At 45.6% G+C, this 21,002-nt stretch carries 15 protein-coding genes and 1 tRNA gene; 10 read left to right on the top strand and 6 right to left on the bottom strand.

Annotated elements, in window-relative coordinates:
* Positions 1–84: 84 nt before the first annotated feature.
* A complete protein-coding gene (locus tag IE165_RS13640; protein ID WP_189627196.1) occupies positions 85–1,431 on the top strand; it encodes a retropepsin-like aspartic protease in 1,347 nt (448 codons plus the stop codon).
* Between the two features lie 84 nt (positions 1,432–1,515).
* On the opposite strand, the gene clpB is transcribed toward IE165_RS13640, so the two are convergent.
* A complete protein-coding gene (gene clpB, locus IE165_RS13635; protein WP_189627195.1) occupies positions 1,516–4,119 on the bottom strand; it encodes an ATP-dependent chaperone ClpB in 2,604 nt (867 codons plus the stop codon).
* A gap of 254 nt (positions 4,120–4,373) precedes the next feature.
* On the opposite strand from clpB, the gene IE165_RS13630 reads away from it, so the two are divergent.
* Positions 4,374–4,446 (top strand) — tRNA-Thr (locus IE165_RS13630).
* Between the two features lie 233 nt (positions 4,447–4,679).
* Here the strand turns inward: IE165_RS13630 and IE165_RS13625 are convergent.
* Positions 4,680–5,447: a response regulator transcription factor gene (locus tag IE165_RS13625; RefSeq protein WP_189627194.1), complete on the bottom strand. Its 768-nt coding sequence runs from the start codon at positions 5,445–5,447 to the stop codon at positions 4,680–4,682.
* A 206-nt stretch (positions 5,448–5,653) separates the two neighbouring features.
* Between IE165_RS13625 and IE165_RS13620 the strand changes: the two genes are divergently transcribed.
* On the top strand, positions 5,654–6,229 hold the full coding sequence (locus tag IE165_RS13620; protein ID WP_229826562.1) for a DUF1349 domain-containing protein: 576 nt from the start codon (positions 5,654–5,656) through the stop codon (positions 6,227–6,229).
* A gap of 150 nt (positions 6,230–6,379) precedes the next feature.
* Here the strand turns inward: IE165_RS13620 and IE165_RS13615 are convergent, their stop codons facing one another.
* Positions 6,380–6,892 carry a CinA family protein gene (locus IE165_RS13615; RefSeq protein ID WP_189627192.1) on the bottom strand — a complete coding sequence of 171 codons (513 nt, stop codon included), beginning with the start codon at positions 6,890–6,892 and terminating at the stop codon, positions 6,380–6,382.
* Positions 6,893–7,558: 666 nt separating this feature from the next.
* On the opposite strand from IE165_RS13615, the gene IE165_RS13610 reads away from it, so the two are divergent.
* The 4 genes from IE165_RS13610 to IE165_RS13595 all read left to right on the top strand — a co-directional run bounded on the left by IE165_RS13610 (position 7,559) and on the right by IE165_RS13595 (position 14,084).
* Positions 7,559–9,067, top strand: coding sequence for a gluconokinase (locus tag IE165_RS13610; RefSeq protein WP_189627191.1), 1,509 nt, complete (start codon positions 7,559–7,561; stop codon positions 9,065–9,067).
* Between the two features lie 18 nt (positions 9,068–9,085).
* Positions 9,086–10,408 carry a gluconate:H+ symporter gene (locus IE165_RS13605; RefSeq protein ID WP_189627190.1) on the top strand — a complete coding sequence of 441 codons (1,323 nt, stop codon included), beginning with the start codon at positions 9,086–9,088 and terminating at the stop codon, positions 10,406–10,408.
* A 117-nt stretch (positions 10,409–10,525) separates the two neighbouring features.
* Positions 10,526–11,887 (top strand): sulfatase family protein, encoded by a 1,362-nt coding sequence (locus IE165_RS13600; RefSeq protein WP_189627189.1) that lies wholly within the window; start codon positions 10,526–10,528, stop codon positions 11,885–11,887.
* 298 nt (positions 11,888–12,185) lie between these two features.
* Positions 12,186–14,084 (top strand): TonB-dependent receptor plug domain-containing protein, encoded by a 1,899-nt coding sequence (locus IE165_RS13595; protein WP_189627188.1) that lies wholly within the window; start codon positions 12,186–12,188, stop codon positions 14,082–14,084.
* Positions 14,085–14,168: 84 nt separating this feature from the next.
* On the opposite strand, the gene IE165_RS13590 is transcribed toward IE165_RS13595, so the two are convergent.
* The 3 genes from IE165_RS13590 to IE165_RS13580 all read right to left on the bottom strand — a co-directional run bounded on the left by IE165_RS13590 (position 14,169) and on the right by IE165_RS13580 (position 16,787).
* Positions 14,169–15,491 (bottom strand): hypothetical protein, encoded by a 1,323-nt coding sequence (locus IE165_RS13590; RefSeq protein WP_229826561.1) that lies wholly within the window; start codon positions 15,489–15,491, stop codon positions 14,169–14,171.
* 192 nt (positions 15,492–15,683) lie between these two features.
* Positions 15,684–16,130 carry a hypothetical protein gene (locus IE165_RS13585; protein WP_189627187.1) on the bottom strand — a complete coding sequence of 149 codons (447 nt, stop codon included), beginning with the start codon at positions 16,128–16,130 and terminating at the stop codon, positions 15,684–15,686.
* 12 nt (positions 16,131–16,142) lie between these two features.
* Positions 16,143–16,787: a porin family protein gene (locus tag IE165_RS13580; protein WP_189627186.1), complete on the bottom strand. Its 645-nt coding sequence runs from the start codon at positions 16,785–16,787 to the stop codon at positions 16,143–16,145.
* A 143-nt stretch (positions 16,788–16,930) separates the two neighbouring features.
* On the opposite strand from IE165_RS13580, the gene IE165_RS13575 reads away from it, so the two are divergent.
* The 3 genes from IE165_RS13575 (at position 16,931) to IE165_RS13565 (ending at position 20,883) form a co-directional block, all read left to right on the top strand.
* The gene (locus tag IE165_RS13575; RefSeq protein WP_189627185.1) at positions 16,931–17,458 is read left to right on the top strand and encodes an RNA polymerase sigma factor; all 528 of its coding nucleotides are present in this window, start codon (positions 16,931–16,933) and stop codon (positions 17,456–17,458) included.
* Between the two features lie 18 nt (positions 17,459–17,476).
* Positions 17,477–18,385, top strand: a complete 909-nt coding sequence (locus IE165_RS13570; protein ID WP_189627184.1) for a FecR family protein — start codon at positions 17,477–17,479, stop codon at positions 18,383–18,385.
* 104 nt (positions 18,386–18,489) lie between these two features.
* Positions 18,490–20,883, top strand: coding sequence for a TonB-dependent receptor (locus IE165_RS13565; protein ID WP_189627183.1), 2,394 nt, complete (start codon positions 18,490–18,492; stop codon positions 20,881–20,883).
* The last annotated feature ends 119 nt before the right edge of the window (positions 20,884–21,002 follow it).

Below are 21,002 nucleotides of genomic sequence, written 5' to 3'. Positions count from 1 at the left end.
AATAAAACGAGCAAGTTTTTAAATAAATAAAATTTTGAACTATCTACCTTTTAATCGTTACATTCGTATATACACCTGTTATAAATGAAATGGTACCAATACCTGATTTTGATATGTATCCCATATTCTTTATATGGCCAGGGTATCTTTCGACTACAACAGAACAAACCTGTCACGTTAAAGTTTGAGCTGGTTAATAATGTTGTCCTTGTACCGCTAACTATCAACGGAATACATTTTTCATTTTTGTTGGATACGGGCGTAAAGGAAACGATTTTATTTGCGCAGGCGAATGATTCCTTATACCTCCATAATAAAAACAAAATGAAGTTTCACGGCATTGGTTTGGAGGAGGGGGTTGATGGTATTTTGTCGACTGGAAATGTTGTTCGTGTGGGTGATGTAGCGGTGGATTCCCTGCATTGGCTGTATGTGATCCAAGCATCAGAACTTGACATATCCTCGGATGTAGGAGTGGCAATAAATGGTATATTGGGATCTCGATTTTTCCAGAGCTTCCCTATACAGATGGACTATTTGCGGCAGCGTATGGTTATTTATCCTAAGCGCTATGCCTACACCGCGGCTGTCCGGAAATTCAGCAAGCTACCGCTACTGGTAGAAAATGATAGGCCTTATATCCATGCATCGATGGAGAGCAAGTCTAACACGGTAGCAGGAAAGATGTTGGTCGATATGGGCAATACCGATCCCATGATGCTGTTTTCCTTTCTTCTGCCTGATTTTGAGGTACGTGCTCCTTATGTCGAAGAATATATTGGTCGTGGTTTCAACGGCGAGATTCATGGCAAAAGAAATCGCATCCATCAGCTCCTGATTGGCGACTTCCAGATCAAGCATCCTATTGTGGCTTACCCTGATTCCAACGCGGTGTTTATGAGTAAATTGACAACGGACAGAATAGGATCGATAGGTAATCAGGTACTGCAACGGTTTCATCTTCTTTTGGATTATGAGCAAGGCTTTATTTATCTGAAGCGCAACAATAACTTCAAGAAACCTTTTGTGCTTAACATGGCGGGAATGGACGTCAAGCATGATGGCATGATCTGGGCCAAGGAATTGGTTAAAATCCGTGGTAGGATTAGAAGCGAACAGGGGTTGCACGCCGAACAGCAAGGTATAACGATCAATCTCGCCAACGATGATCTGCAATACAGGTTTGTCTTGCGTCCCAGCTATAAGGTTTCAGGCCTACGGAAGGATGCCCCTGCTTCACTTGCTGGTGTTCAGGTAAATGATCTGCTGTTGAGGATAAATGGTATGGCTGTCGGACAACTCACACTGGCCAAGATCATGGCAAAGTTACAGTCCAAACCGGATGAGATGATCCGATTGACTATCGAGCGTGACGGACAGGTAAAAGATATTCGCTTCCAGTTGGTCGATCCCATACCCTGGCAGCCGTAATGAGTAGAGAAGCAGGGCAGAGGCGACAGCTAACCTCGCGTCCTGCACTGCTTCTGATCTTGCGTTTCCTCAAGCGGACAGCCCTTAGCCTTGCTGATTTTTATTGATGAATACAAACTGTCCATCGAATACATCCACCTGAATGACGGCATCACGAGATACCTTTCCAGCCAATATTTCTTTCGAAAGTTCATTCAGTATCCGCTTTTGTATGACACGTTTTAGCGGACGTGCACCATACACGGGATCATAACCTAGCTGTCCTAGCCAATCTAACGCCTCCTCGCTGGCCGAGATAAAGATATCTTGCTCAGCAAGCTGTTGTTGAACACGTTTGAACTGCATTCTGACGATATCGCCTATTTCATGGCGACCGAGGGGCGTGAACATGATGACCTCATCAATACGGTTCAGAAATTCTGGACGTATCGACTTTTGTAAAATATCGAATACCTCGTCCTTTGTTCGTGCAACAACCTCGTCGCGGTTCTCTTCTGTAAGTTTCGTAAAGTTCTCTTGGATGACGTGCGATCCCGTATTGGATGTCATGATGATGATCGTATTCTTGAAATTAACGACCCGGCCCTTGTTGTCGGTCAAATGCCCGTCATCTAAGACTTGCAAAAGAATGTTGAAGACGTCGGGGTGTGCTTTTTCTATTTCGTCCAATAGCACCACAGAGTAGGGGCGTCTGCGTACGGCTTCGGTCAACTGTCCACCTTCATCATAACCTACATATCCGGGAGGAGCGCCTATAAGTCTAGATACGGCATGGCGCTCTTGGTACTCGGACATATCAATGCGTACCAACGCTTGCTCATCGTCAAAAAGGAATTCCGCCAATGCTTTTGCCAGCTCGGTTTTTCCGACCCCAGTCGTTCCTAGAAAGATAAAAGAGCCAATCGGACGTTTCGCGTCACTTAAGCCTGCCCGAGAACGACGAATGGCATCTGCAATGGCTTCGATAGCCTCCTCTTGTCCAGCTACGCGTTTATGAAGCTCTGTTTCAAGATTCAGCAGCTTATCCCGTTCAGACTGGATCATTTTATTAACCGGAATTCCCGTCCATCGGGACACCACATCTGCGATATCTTCGGCGGTAACTTCTTCCTTTAGCATACGGCTGTCTTGCTGCTTCTGTGCCAACTCCAATTTCAATTGCTCGGTATTATCTTGGGCTTCTTTTATTTTTCCATATCGTAATTCAGCCACTTTTCCATAGTCGCCCGCACGTTCCGCCTGGTCTGCTTCCAGTTTGAAGTCTTCAATGTTTTGTATTTCCTGATTGACGCGGTCGACCAATGTTTTTTCAGACTGCCACGCAGCCTTTAAAGAATCCCGTTCGGTGGATAGATTGGCAATGGTTTCGGAGAGTTCCTGCACCTTACGCTCGTCGTGTTCCCGTTTTATAGCCTCGCGTTCGATCTCCAGTTGCATGATTCTCCTGTTCAGCTCATCTACCGCCTCGGGAACGGAGTCCATTTCCAGGCGTAATTTCGAGGCTGCCTCGTCAATCAGGTCGATGGCTTTATCGGGTAAAAAGCGGTCGGTAATATAGCGTTGGGAAAGTTCAACCGCCGCAATAATGGATTCGTCCAGGATACGCACTTTATGATGCGTTTCGTAGCGTTCCTTTAAACCGCGCAGGATGGAGATGGCGTCTTGTGTGTCCGGTTCGTCGACCATCACCTTTTGAAAGCGCCGCTCCAACGCTTTATCTTTCTCGAAGTATTTTTGAAACTCGTTCAAGGTGGTGGCGCCAATAGCGCGGAGTTCGCCACGCGCTAGGGCAGGTTTCAGGATGTTCGCCGCATCCATGGCGCCTTCTCCGCCACCAGCACCTACAAGGGTATGAATCTCATCAATAAACAAGATAATTTCACCGTCGCTCTCCGCTACTTCTTTGACAACCGCTTTCAAACGTTCCTCAAATTCACCTTTGTATTTTGCCCCAGCGATAAGGGCACCCATGTCGAGCGAATAGACAACCTTGGATTTTAGGTTTTCTGGAGCATCTCCTTTGATGATCCGGTAAGCGATGCCTTCCGCAATAGCTGTTTTACCAACGCCGGGTTCACCCACTAAAATCGGATTGTTCTTTGTCCGACGCGATAGAATTTGCATTACGCGACGGATTTCCTCGTCGCGCCCAATAACAGGATCTAATTTACCTGATTCCGCATATTCGTTTAGATTACGTGCATACTTTTGAAGGGCATTATAGGTCGCCTCTGCATTTTGATCGGTAACGCGCGAGGAGCCGCGAAGCTCCTTGATAGCGGCTTTCAGATCTTTTTCGTTAACACCCTGGCCTTTTAACAACGTACTTGTTTGGTCGTTCGCTGACAACAATGCGAGCAACAGGTGTTCAATGGAAATAAATTCATCGTTGAAGTCCTTCAAGTAGCTCTGCGCTTTTTGCAAGACCGTCGAACTACCATTGCTGAGGTAAACGTTGGTGCCACTTACCTTTGGCAACGCCGCGATAAGCTTATCTACCTCGGAACTGATGTAACTGAGGTTTACGTTCAATTTTTTCAACAAGTGGCTTACGATGTTCTCGTCCACGGTCAATAAGGCCTTTAATATATGTGCAGGTTCGATAGCTTGTTGCTGATTTCCAACCGCTATTTCGGAAGCCTTTTGAATAGCTTCCTGTGCTTTCATGGTATAGTTGTTAAAATTCATATGTTCGTTTTCCCTTTTTTTATGATATACGTTTGCTTCTTACTGCTTAACAATTTATATGCCTTTTGGATTTGGGTTTTTTTTTCGGAAATTTTGACACTGCGATCTGGTATTTACCGACAAAATGACTGCATGGTGATTTTTTGTGCTTGATTACCATCTGTTTATTGATCCGGTTTAACAAAATACCTAGGAGTACTTGCAAGTTTTAAACAAAGTTCTCATATTTGCACTGGTAAGCTATGAAGCACCATGCCTCCTTAGCTCAGCTGGTAGAGCAACTGACTTGTAATCAGTAGGTCATTGGTTCGATCCCGATAGGAGGCTCAGCTATAAAAAGCGGTTTTTTTACACAAAAAGCCGCTTTTTTCTGTTTTAAACGAGGATAAGGAATGTCGTTATTATGGACTCCAGTTATAAAAACCTGTGTATATAGCAAACGGCGTAGAAGGTTTTTGGATGCTAGCAATTTTAAGTTAAAAATCAATTAACTAAGGATTTTACGGAATACAAATAAGCCATCTGATGATGCGCATGACCTCGTGTCATTTTTAATATGGCTATATTAAAGCAAGGGCTTCTGCAGTTCGGACAGCCTCCATGGAATTGTTGACATTTAACTTCTTCAAGATATTTTGTCTGTGTCTATGCACGGTATTGATACTTATATGAAGTTTCGCAGCGATTTCTTTGCTTATAACGCCCCTGCCAATTAAAAGCAATACTTCTTTCTCCCGCAATGTTAACAGATTTGTACAGTTGACATAGGTATCTACGTAAAATTGTTCGCCAGTTTTTGTATTGATGATTGCTCCCTCTATGGTTTGAGATGGAGGTGCCTTTTCCTGTAGATAATTGTAAAGGCAAACGCCTAGCCATAAACCGCCTACAGAACTGTTTTTCATGTAAAAACTTCTATGCATAATGTATTGGTAATCTTCGTTATCGTTCAGTGCCCTGATCCGGCACTTTGTAGCATAATTTAATCTTTCTGCCGGAGATAGTAACTTTAAAAAATTAAAGAACTCCAGTTCCAAAAGGTGTCGTTGAAAAAGATCATCCGGGTGAATACGATGGTAAATTTGGTCTTCCCAAATAGAATCGATTGTTGTAAATCCTGATGTGTGCATCTTAAAAAATGCACCAAAATTGCCAGCAAAAATGTAGCTCCTGTTACTTGCCAGATCGGATAGCACAGCAACAGCGTTATCTATTTTAACGTATGACTCCATAGCTTGCAGTGCCTCCTTTAACGCTTCCTCGCGTTGCTCGGGACTATCAAACGATTCGAACAAAAATTTGTTTTCTAATTTGGCAATAGGATCCATGACCGTGATCTTTATTTAGAGTTGTTGAAAAAGAATGTACTAAAATTAAAAATGGCTATAAGTAACTATTGCGAAAAACGACACGAATTACATTCTTTGCCAAGTTTTTTAAAAATTCAAATTTAAGAAAGATGAAGGTAATTCAGATAATTTCACTTTGCATGTGCCTGATAGCCGTAAAGGTAAATGCCCAAAAGCTAACCACTATGACGTGGCTCAATGAACCGGCCGAATGGGAAATCAAGGACAACCAGCTTACCATGCACGTTACCCCGCATTCTGACTATTGGAACAAAAGCCATTATGGATTTACGGTATACGACGGACCTTTTCTTTATACCGAAAGAAGTGGCGAATTTGAAGTCGTCGTAAAAATGAAAGGTGCTTATCAGACGCGCTTTGATCAGGTTTGCCTGATGCTGCGAATTGATGAAAATAATTATGTCAAAACAGGTGTAGAATATGTAGATGGCGTTCACAATATCAGTACCGTTCATACGATTGATAAGAGCTCCTGGAGCGTAATGGGTTTAAGAGAGAAGCCTCAGGATGTTTGGATGAAAGCGGTCCGTCGACTGGATGCATTGGAAATTTTTTATTCTGTTGATGGAAACAATTATACGATGACCAATACCGTATATTTTCCGGAATTCAAAACAGTACAAGTGGGGATGATGGCTGCAAGCCCGGATGGTGAAGGTTTCACAGCAACATTTTCGGATTTTAAAATTAAGCATCTTCCCGATCAAAGACGTTTGGAATGGTTAAAGAATAATCAATAGCATGTGAATCGATGTTGCTGCCAGAAGGGTTGCTATAGGGAATTGTCTTGAAGTGGGTTAAGCACGGTGCCGTACTGGAAATCAGTCGGCAGTGATGGATGTAAGTGATCGGACGAAATAATGAACTCGAGGCCGTTCTTGTCGCAATCTTTAAACGCTACCTCCATCTAACACGATACATATTTTTTGGCAGATTTCGGCGATAGATTTGTCAACTATCTGGGTTGGCGTACCTTTCAGCACCATTCGGTATTCATGCAGCAATTCTTTGTACAAGATGCAGAAAAACATTGTTCCAACTGGCTTTTCCTTTGTTTCGCTCCCGCCGGGCGCTGTTAAGCCAGTCACAGCGACAATGACGTCAGCGGGCATTTGCAGTTTCAGCGCCTTGCACATTTCCCTTGTTACCTCGGCAGACTCTGGGGTATAGCGGTCAACGATCTCTTTTGTAACACCAAGTACATCCTCCTTTACACAAGCATTGTAACATACGATGCTACCTCTTAAAATAGCACCCGAATACGGGGTTAAGGAAAACGCGTAAGCGAGTTTACCGGCCGTAGCACTTTCTGCAAAGGCGATGGTATTGCTTTTCTCCGCGAGTAAATTTCCGCAGCGGATCACTGCGTCCCCGTAGTTTATGGTTTCAGATTCCTTATTCATAGTCTCTTTCTGATTGATTATCAAGATCGGGCTGTACGGCCACGCAAAAAGATGGCGTCATTTCTGTACCCAAATGCGCTTTTTGAATACATTTCAACAATGGAACGAGGATTCTTAAAAATAGTTTTACTGGAGCATAAGTGGGGCGATACTTTCCACCCATACTTATTTTTTTGGGCTCAAGCGCCTATGCTTTTCAGTAGTTTGTAAACAATAGTTCGCCGTTAAAGCAATTTTGTACTAAAACCTTCCGAATTTATAGCGCACCGTACCGCCAACTTTTATTTCGCTCAGTTTTGCGGAGTTCGCGTCCGCGGTATCAACTCCCAAGGGGCAGGAGACTGGAGCGACATCGCCCGCCTATTGGTGCGCTGATGCCTTTGGACGCGACGCTATGCAAACCGTCGGTAGGAACGGCGCATAAAAAATCTTCCGGTGTATGAGAACCGGAAGATAAAATTGAAACATAGCATGATTAGCTATCGTTATTTTCACTATAAACGGCGTTGCGAAGAAATGGTTCATCATGCAAAAAAAATCCCTTGCTTTCCGACAGGGGATTGAATATTTGCTAATTTCTTAAGCTAAAAATGCTATATTGGGGCATATGGAGGATCAAGCGGCCGTATAGAAACGACACAAATCCATCCGCTACTAGTTAAAACTATGATTATTGGATTAGACATTGGCACATCATCTACAAAAGCTGTTGCTTTTGACCTTGCGGGCGAAGTATTGGCGCAATACAGTATACCGTATCCTATACTAAATCCTGCAGAAGGATACTACGAACAGGATCCAGAAACAATTTATTACGCATGCATCGAATCTCTTTCACATGTGATGATCGAATTGCAGGAGCTTGGGATTGCACAAAAGCCGGCATGTATTGCTGTAAGCAGTGCTATGCATGGCTTGATAGCAGTAGATGTCGAAGGACGGCCGCTTACAAATTGCATTATTTGGGCCGACAGAAGGAGCGAGGACATTGCGACGGAATTGCTAGCCAGTGAAGAAGGCCGCCTGCTGTACCAACAAACAGGTACGCCCATCCATCCCATGTCGTTGCTTTGCAAGACCATGTGGATGCGGCTGCATGAACAGGAACTATTTGGTAAAACGTATAAGTTTATCGGTATCAAGGAACTCCTTTTTTATCGGCTTTTTGGAGTCTTTGTGATTGATCATTCCGTCGCATCGGCCACTGGCCTTTTTGATATACGTCGGTTGGCCTGGTCAGGTCTTGCGCTGGGCTTAGCGGGCATCGCGACAGAACAACTTTCCACGCCGGTTCCGGTGGATTATGTTTTAAGATCGCCCAATCGGGATATCACAGCCTTAATGCGCATTCCGGAAGATACACCATTTGTCATCGCTGGTAGCGACGGATGCTTGGCTAATCTTGGGGTGGGCGCCGTGAAACCCGGGGTGGCTTCCGTCACCGTCGGCACCAGTGGGGCTATCCGCGTGGTCAGTCCACATCCAAACGGCGAACACAAGCAAAGGCTGTTCAGCTACCTTCTCAGGCCCAATGAATACATCATTGGAGGCGCCGTAAATAACGGGGGTGTTTTACGGAATTGGTTTCGTGATAACTTTTTGACGGAATTGACACAGATGGAAGCAGATAAGGACGCTACCGTATTGTTAAATGAAATAGTGGATTCGGTTGTCCCCGGTGCTGAGGGGTTGATTTTTTTGCCCTATCTCACGGGAGAACGCGCCCCTTATTGGAATGCCAATGCAAAAGGGGTTTATTTCGGGATACAGTTGCATCACAGCAGAGCACATTTCGCACGTGCCATGATGGAAGGGATGCTCTATGCCATTTACAGCGTCGGCATGGCCTTGGAGGAAAATACAGGCCCGATCCATACCATTTATGCAAGCGGTGGTCTTGCACGCTCTGCCATCTGGGTACAAATGTTGTCCGATATTTTCAACAAGCCTGTACTCGTCGCAAATACCGTTGAAAGTTCTGCCTGGGGCGCTGCATTGATTGGGATGGACGCCTTGGGTCTTACCCGGGACACCTCTACAGAAGAAACAGCTGCAGCGGATACGGCGAATCATATGGAGCATTATTATATGCCTAGTAAAGAAAACCACGCTGTCTATCGTGAGAATTTCAAGCAATTTGAACGCCTTTACCAAAAGTTGGAAGGTGAATTTTAATGACCGATACTAATCGTTATGCCTTTAATCATTGTCGTACTGGGGGTGGCCCTGCTGCTTGCCTTAGTTACTGTAGTTCGTTTGAATACCGTGTTTTCATTGCTGATAACATCTGTGGCGGTAGGATTTGCTATGGATATGTCGGCTGTAGATATCCTGAAGTCTGTTGAAACTGGAGTAAGCACCACGATGGGCCAGCTTGCACTTTTGCTCGCATTCGGAGCCGTCTTAGGAAAGTTGATGGCGGAGGGCGGAGCCGCCGAACAGATCACAAAAGTGCTGACGCAGCTATTCGGGAAAAGAAATTTACCTTGGGCGATGGTGCTCACTGGCTTTTTGGTCGGCATACCACTATTCTACAATGTTGGCTTTATTGTGTTAGTGCCTTTTGTTTTTATGATATGTGCTTCCAACAAACTGCCCTTATTGTATGTGGCCATTCCATTGCTAGCGGCGCTATCGGTTACCCATGGCTATTTGCCGCCGCATCCGGGAGCGACAGCGATCGCGCTCAGTTACCAAGCCGACATTGGCTTGACGATGGCCTATGGAGTAATTGTGGCCATTCCCGCCATAATTATTAGCGGCCCATTATTTGGTAGGACACTCAAGGGCATACCGACCAATCCGCCGCCCGAACTTTTTCCTTTGCAAAACCAGGAGGATCGAAAAAGGCTTCCGGGATTTGGGATAAGTTTGTTTACAGGCCTGTTTCCAATCATGTTGATCGCTTTGGGATCTTTTGCTTATTTGCTATTGCCCGAGGACTCTGTTTGGCTGGTCACGTGTCGGTTCTTGGGTGATCCTGCTGTGGCTTTAATGCTTGCCTCCCTGTTGGCGATGTACACCATGGGTATCCGCCAGGGAAAAAGTTTAAAGCAACAGTCGGAGAGTGTAGAGGAAGCGATCCGTGGAATAACGATGATCCTTTTTATTATCGCGGCATCAGGGGTCTTTAAACAGATCCTGGTGGACAGCGGCGTGGCAGTCTATATCGCTCAGCTGACACATGGCATGGCGCTGTCGCCCATTGTGCTGGCGTGGTCGATAGCAGGCATCATCCGCTTAGTGATCGGTTCGGCAAGCGTCGCAGGGCTCACGGCCGCAGGTATCATGCTGCCTATCGTAAACGAAAGCGACATCACGCCTGAGTTGATGGTACTGGCAACCGGCGCAGGTAGCCTTATGTTTTCACACGTGAACGATCCCGGCTTTTGGATGTTCAAATCTTATTTTGGTGTCAGTATGAAGGATACCTTTCGTTCTTGGACAGTTATGGAAACGCTCGTATCGGTTACCGGGTTGATCGGTGTACTAGCCCTCCATTGGCTAGGATTTTAAGAGAGCGTCTAGCTGGGCACTGCTTTGCACCAAATAAAGGAAAACGATAAAGGGCACGAACGAAACATCGGAGAAGCGCACCAACACCTTCACCTTAAACAGTCAATCGCATATCTTATGGTAGCCTCAAAGATTTTATTTTTATTCGCGCTGTTGTCGACCAGCTATGTTAGTCTGGCGCAACAAAAACAGCCCAATGTCATCATTATTCTCGTAGACGATATGGGATTTGGCGATGTAACCACCTTCGGCGGGGATTTTGTTCCTACCCCCAATATAGACCGCTTAGCAAAAAACGGGTTGTTGCTTAAGCAATACTACAGTGGCGCGCCGATTTGTTCCCCTTCGCGGGCAAGTTTGCTGACAGGTATGTATCCGGGACGGTGGAATTTCAGCACCTATCTTGATAACAGGGAACACAACAGAAATGCCGAGCAGGCCGATTACCTGGATCCGCGGGCTCCCTCGATAGCCCGTATTTTCCGATCCGCCGGCTACACGACTGGCCATTTCGGAAAATGGCATATGGGCGGCGGCCGGGACGTAACCCACGCACCCGGCTTTGCTTCATATGGTTACGATGCATATGCCAGTACCTATGAAAGTCCTGAGCCTGACCCGCTGCTTACCGCTACAAACTGGATATGGTCGGATAAGGGTAGCATCAAACGCTGGGATCGGACTAGATATTTCGTTGATAAGGCATTAGCATTTTTTAGGGAGAACACCGACAAACCGCGCTTCGTTAACCTTTGGCCCGATGATGTGCATACGCCCTGGGTGCCAAACTTGGGGGAAGGATATACCGGCAAGTTTCCTTTGGGTCGCGCATCGGAAGCCGCATTCAAACGGGTGTTACAAGAACTGGATACGCAAATTGGAAGACTGATCGATGGGTTGAAGGATATGGGCGAATATGAAAATACCATTATCGTATTCACCAGTGACAACGGACCATTGCCTAGCTTTAGAGGGAGTAGGACCGGTGGGTTGAGAGGCTCAAAACTATCCTTGTATGAAGGAGGGATACGCATGCCTTTTTTGATCAGTTGGCCCGGCCATATTCCGGCAGGAATAATAGATCGCAATTCTGAAGTACATGCCATAGATCTCTTGCCGTCGCTGGCCAGAATGGCCGCCGTTAAGCTACCTTCGGATTTCAAGGGCGATGGAATCGATCGAAGCCCTGTGTTCGCCGGAACGCCCTCGCCAAGACAGAAGAATATGTTTTGGGAGTATGGGCGAAATGATACGGCATTCAAATATCCGGCAAAACCTAATAAAAGCCCAAACCTCGCTATTCGCTCCGGCGCATGGAAGCTGCTGATGAATACCGATGGCTCGGATGTACAGCTTTATCATATCGTGGCGGATGAAAACGAAACGAATGAACAAAGTGCACAGCAGGTCGAACGAACCAAAGCGTTAAAAGCTGCCTTGGAGGATTGGTGGAATACGCTTCCAAAACTTAACAATTAACAGGACTATCGCGAACAAACGGGTAAATGATTACATGAAAGGCGATGGGACCATGCGCGACCACAAGAATCTTGGCACAACGATATAGCCCCATTCTAAGGAAGAGACCTTAGTTTAAATCCTTAAAAAAACCGCCAGTAACAGGAGTTCTTCAAGCGTAGGTTCGGACTACTTGGCAGACGACATACCGGGGGGCATAGGAATACGTGCGCCTGTAAAACCGGACTAGTTGTAAAATTAAAAGCGGACTAGGTTCATCCTGCCTAAAGATTGCATTTTTGCCGAAACTTTATTTTGTATGATAGTATTGAAAAGACATGTGCTAGTTTGTTTTCTTTTATGCTGTACACTTTGTCGTGTTGCAATCAGCCGTGCACAGCAGCCAGCGGATAGCACCGTTATCTCGGTTGGTGAAGTGTTGATTTTTGGAAATCGTTTGCAAATGCCATTTGCCGAGCAGAGCAGAAATATACAGCTCCTAGATAGGAAACAGATCGAGGCTTTGCCAGTGCGCTCGGTAAATGAGCTATTAAGCTATATTCCCGGAGTAGATTTGCGCCAGCGAGGACCCTTCGGTGCGCAAGCGGATGTGAGTGTAGACGGAGGAAGTTTTGAGCAAACATTGGTGTTGCTGAATGGCGTAAAAATGTTGGATGCACAAACGGGTCACAATATGTTAAACCTACCTGTCCAGCTTGATGCGATTGAGCGTATCGAGGTAATCCGGGGACCGGCGGCGCGTCTTTACGGAATAAATGCGTTGACTGGCGCAATCAATATCGTGACGCGCAAGCCCGTCAATTCGGAACTGTTGGGGCATGTTTATACGGGCACCGGGTTTAAACGGGATACGGCTAATAACGATGCACTATTTCACACCAGAGGTATACAGCTTGGCGGAACATGGATCAATGCCTTTGGGCGGCATTCCCTCTACGGAAGCCACGAGTCGGGAAACGGGTATCGGTACAATACCGCTTCGCGAAACAATAAATTGTTCTATGAAGCCGATATCCCTACGCGAGGGCAAGATGGCTTTTCGATCATGGGAGGATTTGTGGAAAGTGATTTTGGCGCAAATGGTTTTTACGCCGCCCCCGGTGATAAGGAATCGCAGGAGATCGTACAAACGTTGATGGGATCCGTAGGCTATCAAGCGCACATTTCGGAGCGTTTTCGAATATCACCCCGTGTTAGCTATCGCTACGGCTATGATGATTATCGTTATTTTCGCCACGATTTGAGCCGGGCGCGCAGCCAACACTATACGCATGCACTGAACAGTGAAGTGAATGCCGTGCTGAAAACCGATGTGGGTGATCTAGGCATGGGGATCGAGATGCGCAATGAACAAATTAGAAGCAGCAATATCGGTAATCACGCGCGCGATAATTATGGCATGTATGCCGAGTTTAAAACAGATCGGATTAATCGCTTGATGCTGAACTTGGGAGCCTATGTAAACTACAATAGCGACTATGGTTGGCAGGTATTTCCGGGCATCGATATTGGTTTTGCACTGACGAATAACTGGCAATTGACCGCGCACAGCGGAACGGGACAGCGTATTCCATCCTTTACAGATCTTTACTTAGACCAACGTCCTGGAAATATCGGAAATCCTACTGTTCGCCCTGAAGAAGCATGGTATATCGAGGGCGGCATTAAATATAACGATGGGCGTTTATTTGGACAAGCGCATTATTTCTATCGAGATATCAATAACTTCATTGATTGGGTAAGACCTGCTGCGGGAACCCCCTACCAACCGCTCAACTTTAACGGTAACAAAGTGCACGGTGCAACAGCACTCATCAACTATCAGCTGTCTAATCCGGAAGCATTTGTTTCTTGGTTTGCTGGCTTATCCTATACCCACCTTTGGCCTTCTGTTGCCACGCAGGAGGGAACGACCTCCAAATATGCCGTAGAAAGCTTGCGCCAACAAATTATTGGAAATATCCGCGCAGGTATCGGTAAGCTATCCGCATCGGCAGCGCTACGCTTTAACGAACGGATCAGCTACAAGAACTATTTCTTGGCCGACGCGCGCATGGCCTACCGCCTGAAACCAATGGAGCTTTATCTTGATGTGCAGAATATGTTTGATATCACGTATATTGAAGCCGCTGCGGTCCCGATGCCTGGTCGCTGGTTTAGCCTGGGTGCGCGTTTCAACATGCCGCTGGACAAATAAAGATAACCTTTCGCGCTAGTCGGCCCGTAGCAAGCCTAAGGGTAGCCCTTGCTACGCGCGCGATGGCGTGACCGTTTGGAGCGATCAGAAAATAAAGCCAATACCGGTTTCTACAATGTTTTTCACCGGATAAGGATCGAAAACAGATTTATTTATCCGGTATTGGTAATTTGCTTTCAAAACCATATGTTCCTTTGTATTAAAGTTAGCGCCCATCGTGAGGATCTTCATGTTAGCCTCTGTACGGGCTATATTTATGAGGTCTTGGTGTACTTGATCATGTGTGTTCAGACGCTCATATCGAGAAAAAACACTAAGCTTTAGCGCCTGGCTATCATAAAAAAAAGATTTTTTATGCACTTTAGGTGACGTTACTTTTCTCAAATAGGGTAAGATGTCGCAGCCCACTTCGAATAAATAACCATAGGTCCTGGCGCCGAGCACCTGTCCATGCTCGCCGTTTTCGTCTTTCGTCAGCTCGTATAGTTTGTCGGTATCGCCCAACTTGCCATAGCTACCTACAGTTATCAAGCGGAAGTTGTTCCAGTTATATTTGGCATACGCGGTGGTCAGCTTTATTTTACCTTTTATTTCACTAGCTCGATCGCCCATGTCTACTGTATTTCCCTGTCCAGAATTACCGTAATAGCCAGAGGCTGATAGTGTAAGGTTTTTTACGCCATGATAGTTGAGCTGTGGATTAATTGAGACGGATTGCGGCAGGTCGAAACGTATTTCCCGCCCTTGTCTTATCCAGCTTCCACTTAAATAATTTCGGCTGTTCAAGCCCTGCGAAAAACCTAATGCATAGCTCCAATCGGCAGAGAGATTGCCGTATAGCATCGTGCCAAATTCTATCCAGGTGGATGGGGTAATTAAACGTTCGACCTCCGAACGGTTGACCGAATAAAACATGACGGGCTCATCATTATTATTTACATAGCCGATGGTCAAAGGATAAAACCCTAAGCGTGCTTTAAGGTAGTCGCTAAACAAATAGTCGACAAAGGCCTCTATAACAAACTCTTGATGGCTTTCCTGATTTTTAAAATGTAGAAACTCTACTTGAAACTCTGAGTTCCAGATCAATTTGTCACTAAGCCGGTAGCCAAAGAATAGCGCCTGCCTATAAAGACCAGAATAATAAAGTTCTAGATCGCCCCCAGTACGGTTTACGTTTTGCTGTATAGGAACATAATTATATTCACCGAAGCCGCTGATGGACCATCGCTTGTCGGAAAAAAATATTTTCGAAGCCGCCAATGCTAACCCAGGTTGCTGCTGGAACTTAGGTTTGTCCATCGTTAAGCTGTCAGCCCCTGTTTGTAAGGTATCCGTTTTCGTTTGCGCACAGATCGCAACAAACTGTATTGTCAATATAATGGTGACTAAGAATTGTTTTTTCATGCGGCTGCCCTCCTGTATTTTTTCTTGTATCGAGCCGCAAAGGTAGGTTTTTATAAATAAATATTCGATAAAGTTGGTTTTTTAACCTTTACTAAATACGCCGGTCTGTGAGGAATACGTTTGTATAACGTAAGCGATACCATGGATCTCCGCGCAAGTGATAAGATCCATGGTGAGCGTATGGTTGATGCCTTATTGCTTTTCAAATATAAGCACATCTTCATCCAACTGGCCGTAATCCTCTCCAAGCTCGATGCGATCCGCCGTATAGCGTATGATTTCCCAGTCTTCATTCAGTGTGCGGAGTTCTACGGCACCTGAGAAAAATAAATTGAGATCAAGGTCTGCAGGCCTGTCGTCATCGGCTGTAACGGACCATGATCCAGTGTGGCTGCTTGTTCCCAGAGCAGCACGTAAGACATTGTTTTTATCAAACTGAAACATATAATCCCTGAATAGTGTGGTGCGGTCAACACCATCGTTTTTGTATTGACGAATCACCCAACGGCCATCTTCTAGGATTGTGCGGACACGTGCCGTTTCTTCATTTTGTATGTTATCATCATGGTCTTTATCGCAGCCTATCACAAAAAAGCTCATGAAAGCGATAAGAAACGGAAGTATAAATTGCTTTTTCATATCTCAAATATATTAAAATAGATAACCAACTGTTAGTTTGAAATTGGAATTGTAGGCGTTATCATCCCAGTTTGTTTTCTGTTTGTTGACACGCAGCACCCCTTGGTAATAGCCTGCACCAAGAAGCACATTGCCCAATCCGACCTGCACCCCGGCTGTTCCGCCAAAGTCAAAGCGTCTGGCGAAATCATCGAAATAGTCTTGCTGCTGTGCGATATCGATGTTTTGGATCTGCCCTGTAGCTTTGATCGTTCCCGAAAGGCCGTATCCGGCGTAGATACCAATGGATGGAAACAGTTTCATCCTGTCAGACAGTTGGATTTCGCGGAATACGCTAAGCGGTAGCTGTAGGTAGTTGGCCGTAGCTTTTAATTTGTAATCTTCATCAAAATTGCGATCTTGATCGCGTCCACCAAGTTGCGTAAAGTAAATCGCTGTTTCCAATCCCCATTTTTGATTGATATAGATTTGCGAGAATACGCCGGCATGAAACCCGAGCTTGTATTCCAATTGCGCATCTTCACTGGCTAGTAACGCATGCTTATACTCGCCAAGAGAAGAGAGGTTTGCGCCACCTTTGATACCGAAACGCACCTGTTGTGCTTGGACATAAAGCCCGCCAACCAACAAGGCCAACGTCAATACGATTTTTTTCATAGTTCTATTTTTTGTTTTACGAACATATAACCCTTGGTCGGATGAAGACCCTACTATTTTTTTTATTTTTTTTTGTTGGTAGGGTTTTGCGATCTTCGACGGTTATATCTTTATTTGATACACTAAAAACGTAAATTCAATAAGTGGATACATGTTCATTGGATGATACATCCATTTGCAAAAAGGAGATCTTTGCCGCTTTTTTTCATAAACAGGTGAAGGCCTTGCGCAATTTTCTATTTTATCGCTACGGCAATCAAGATCAGGCGAACGACATGGCCCAGGAAGCTTTTGTGGCACTGTGGCAAAACTGTCATCGGGTGCCATATAATGGCGCACAAGCTTATCTATATAAGGTAGCGAACAATAAAACGCTAAAGATAAAGGCGCATGAGAAGGTGGTGCTGACCTATCAGCAACGCAAGGGCTATAATGAGGAGAACCACGAATCTCCGCAGTTCCTACTGGAAGAAAAGCAGTTTAAAGAACAACTGCTGCAAGCCATCGCACGCTTGAAGGAAACACAGCGTGTCGCTTTCCTGATGCACCGGATTGATAAAATGAAATATGCAGAGATTGCTGAGGCATTAGGTATCAGCGTAAAAGCAGTAGAGAAACGCATACATTTGGCGATGTTGGCACTAAAGGATCAATTAGCGACATTTAAGTAATTTTCAGATCGTAGAACGATGAAAGAAGATAATAGATTGGCCAAATTTTTGGATGGCTCCTTGTCCGGTGAGGCAAAAAACGAATGGGACCAAGAAGCCGATAAAGAGCTATATGAGCGGATAAAACGCTACTCTGCCGACTTATCGGCACCCATCCATACACATGATGATCACTTGTTGCAAGCGATTATGGACAGCAAGGCTACTGCGGTAAAGAAACTACCCCCGTATGGATACAGCCGTTGGCTGGCTGTTGCTGCGATATTGCTGTGTGTACTACTGGGCGGCTGGTTGATGTGGTCGTCAGAAACGGTTCTTCAGGCATCAACCCACGCGACCTTGCAGGTGCCACTACCCGATGGTTCCGAAGTGCTGTTGGACAACGGATCGAAAGTAAGTTACAAACGCTTCACATGGCCGATACAGCGGTATGTACAGCTCGAGGGCGACGCCTACTTCGCGGTAGAGAAAGGACAAACCTTCACGGTAAAAACGAAGCTAGGAGCCGTTCGGGTGCTCGGCACACGCTTTGACGTGCTGACAAGTAGCGGGAAGCTCAGCGTGCATTGCTACCATGGAAAAGTAGAAGTGCAGCAGCAAAAAGATAAAATGCTATTGACAGCAGGTCAATCCCTCCGTGTCGACGACGGAAGATGGGAACGGGATAGTGTCTTCCTGCTGGAACCTACATGGAAAGCTGGCCAACTGTTGTTTGAGTCGGCCAGCTTGGATCAGGTGGTCACGGAATTGGAGCGTTCCTTTGCTATAACAATTGAAACGACAGCGCATTCGGTTAGCAGAACGCAGCAGTTTACTGGTAAGTTGCCCACAGCGGATCGGGACGCAGCCATACATATCATAGAAACAGCCTTTTCGGTCAGTTGCCGTAAATTGGCAGATCACCGCTACCTGATCGAATCGAAGTAGGGATGTTTTACAAATCATTAAGCCGTATTTGGGCTTTGCTTTTTATGTGTTGTACACTTGTATTTGCACAACAGAAAACCCTGTCCTTACGCCGCTATATAGATATGTTGGAGAAGCAACACCAGTTGTCTTTCAGTTTTTTGGACGGAGATATAGCCCATAAACGTATCGTGCTACCGAACCGTCGTCTTGCTAAAGATGAAGCTTTGGCGGATCTGTACGCAAAGACCGGACTGCTTTTTACGAAGGTGAACGATGCTTATGTGGTGGTACACCGTCCAGAGCGCAAAGAGCTACGCGTACGTGGGTTTGTAAAAGATGACAGTACGCAACTGCCGATCGAAAATGCCAGTATACACAGCATCGACAGGCAGCCTACCTTGACGAATGAAAAAGGTTATTTCTCGGTCATCGTGCCGTCGAGTACTACTTTAACCATTACACATCTCGGTTACAAGCCACTTTATTACAGCGTGACGGAAGGTACCGCTATAGAGGAAGTATCACTCGTGATGGACCGACAGGTGAATCAACTGGAAGAAATAGCGGTTAAACATTTCCTAACTAACGGTCTGCAGATTCGAACGGATCGGAGTTATCAGATGAAGCCCAGAATGACCGGCTTACTACCCGGACTCACGGAACCCGATGTTTTGCAGACCCTGCAACAGCTACCGGGAATAGTGAGCATCGACCAGTCGATTTCAAACATCAGTGTGCGTTCTGGCTCTCACGACCAAAACCTCTTCCTATGGAATGGTATCCGCCTTTTTCAAACCGGACATTTTTTTGGTTTGATATCGGCTTTTAATCCGAATTTACCACACACCGTTACCATCTACAAAAATGGTACACCAGCAATGTTGGGTGAATCTGTATCAGGAACCATACTCATCGATAGCCCACCAGATCAGGTAGAACAAAGTACCTCGATAGGCTCCAGCCTGATCAATGCAGACGTTAACAGTTCCTTCAAAAGTTCACCAAAAACATACTGGCAATTCAGCGGACGACGATCGTTAATGGACTATGTCAACTCGCCGGTTTACCAACGTTATAGCGAGCGCGTTTTTCAGAACACCAAAGTGACGAATTTCTTTGCCGACCAGAGCCTCAGCTACCGTAGTGAAGAAGATTTTCGATTTCATGACCTCAGTGGGCAGGTTAAGCACCGATTTTCAGACCGGGTGGCGATCAGCGCAAATGCGCTGTGGATAGCCAACCAGCTAGCCGTTACACAACAGAATAGTTTGGATTCCATATCGGAAACCAGTGAATTGGCACAAATGTCTTTTGCAACCAACCTGATGTATGAGCAAAAATGGACCAATGGGCATGAAAGTGACCTGCGTGTATCGTTTTCGCGGTATAAGTTATTTGCAGAGGATTTTTATGAAGATCGTGATCAAATCGGCATTCAACGGAACCAGGTTCTTGATAAGACCTTGTCCCTGCGGCATGCACTAATATTATCGGATGCGTGGAAGCTTTCTGCAGGTTATGAATGGAGCGATATTGCGATCAAAAATGATGAGGAAGAAGCACAATCCCTACAGAGCCAGTCCATCGCGGCACAGCTTGTGGCGCGTTACCCCAATTTGTTTTTTACTACGGGACTTCGGGGCATACACTTTATCTCCCACCGTCGCTTTCGCGCCGAACCTCGTGCATCAGTTTCCTACCTCTTTAAGAAATATTGGACGATAACATTTGCCGCAGAAGCAAAAAGCCAAGCAGCCTATCAGGAAATACAGCAGCAACAGGACTTTTTCGGTATCGAAACGCGGCGATGGAAACTCGCGGATGGAGAGGAAACGCCGATTTTACGCAGTAACCAAGTTTCCATAGAGGCACAGTTTCAAAAGCGTGGATGGTTACTCAGGGCAGAATCTTTTGCAAAGCAGGTGAACGATCTTAACAGCCGCAGTCAAGGATTCCAAAACCAGTTTTCGCAAGTGCATGCCATTGGCGACTATACGGTGAAAGGGGTAGAGCTTCAAGTGCAAAAGCAGCAGGGGCGATTTACAGCCTGGACAAATTTTCATATCAACGACAGCCGCTATTCCTTTCCAACGCTCTACGGTACGCGCTTTACCAACAACTTTGAAACTCCCTATGCCATTCGCTGGGGACTGCTGTATGCACCACAGAAATGGGAAGCTGCCATAGGCGGTATTTGGTATGCCGGACGATACTATACGCAACCGAACAGCAGGATACCTTCCATCGCTGGAGATGGAAGCCTTTATATCGACTACATGGCGCCCAATAGCAGCAAACTCCATGATAACTTTCAACTAAATGCCTCCCTCAGTTTGGCGATCGTCGTCCGGAAAAGCCTTCGCTTTAAAACAGGTTTGGCCATACAGAATATGGCGAACAACGCTACGGTCATTAACAGAAGTTATCGTATTAACCGGAATAGTGAAACGATCGAAGAGATCGATAACTACAATTTGGCACGTACCAGTAATGTGTTTATCCGGTTGTATTTTTAGAACCGTAGGTTGAACTGTAACCGATTTTACGAAGCCAATGCACGATTGACGTAATGGATCAGTAGATATTCCCAGAAAACTGGTACCTGCTTAGCGATCTAGTAAAAATCTTGTATCTT

Origin of the sequence: Sphingobacterium griseoflavum, assembly GCF_014653155.1 — a bacterium.
GTDB lineage: Bacteria > Bacteroidota > Bacteroidia > Sphingobacteriales > Sphingobacteriaceae > Sphingobacterium > Sphingobacterium griseoflavum.
This window is presented reverse-complemented; position numbering and strand designations above follow the sequence as displayed.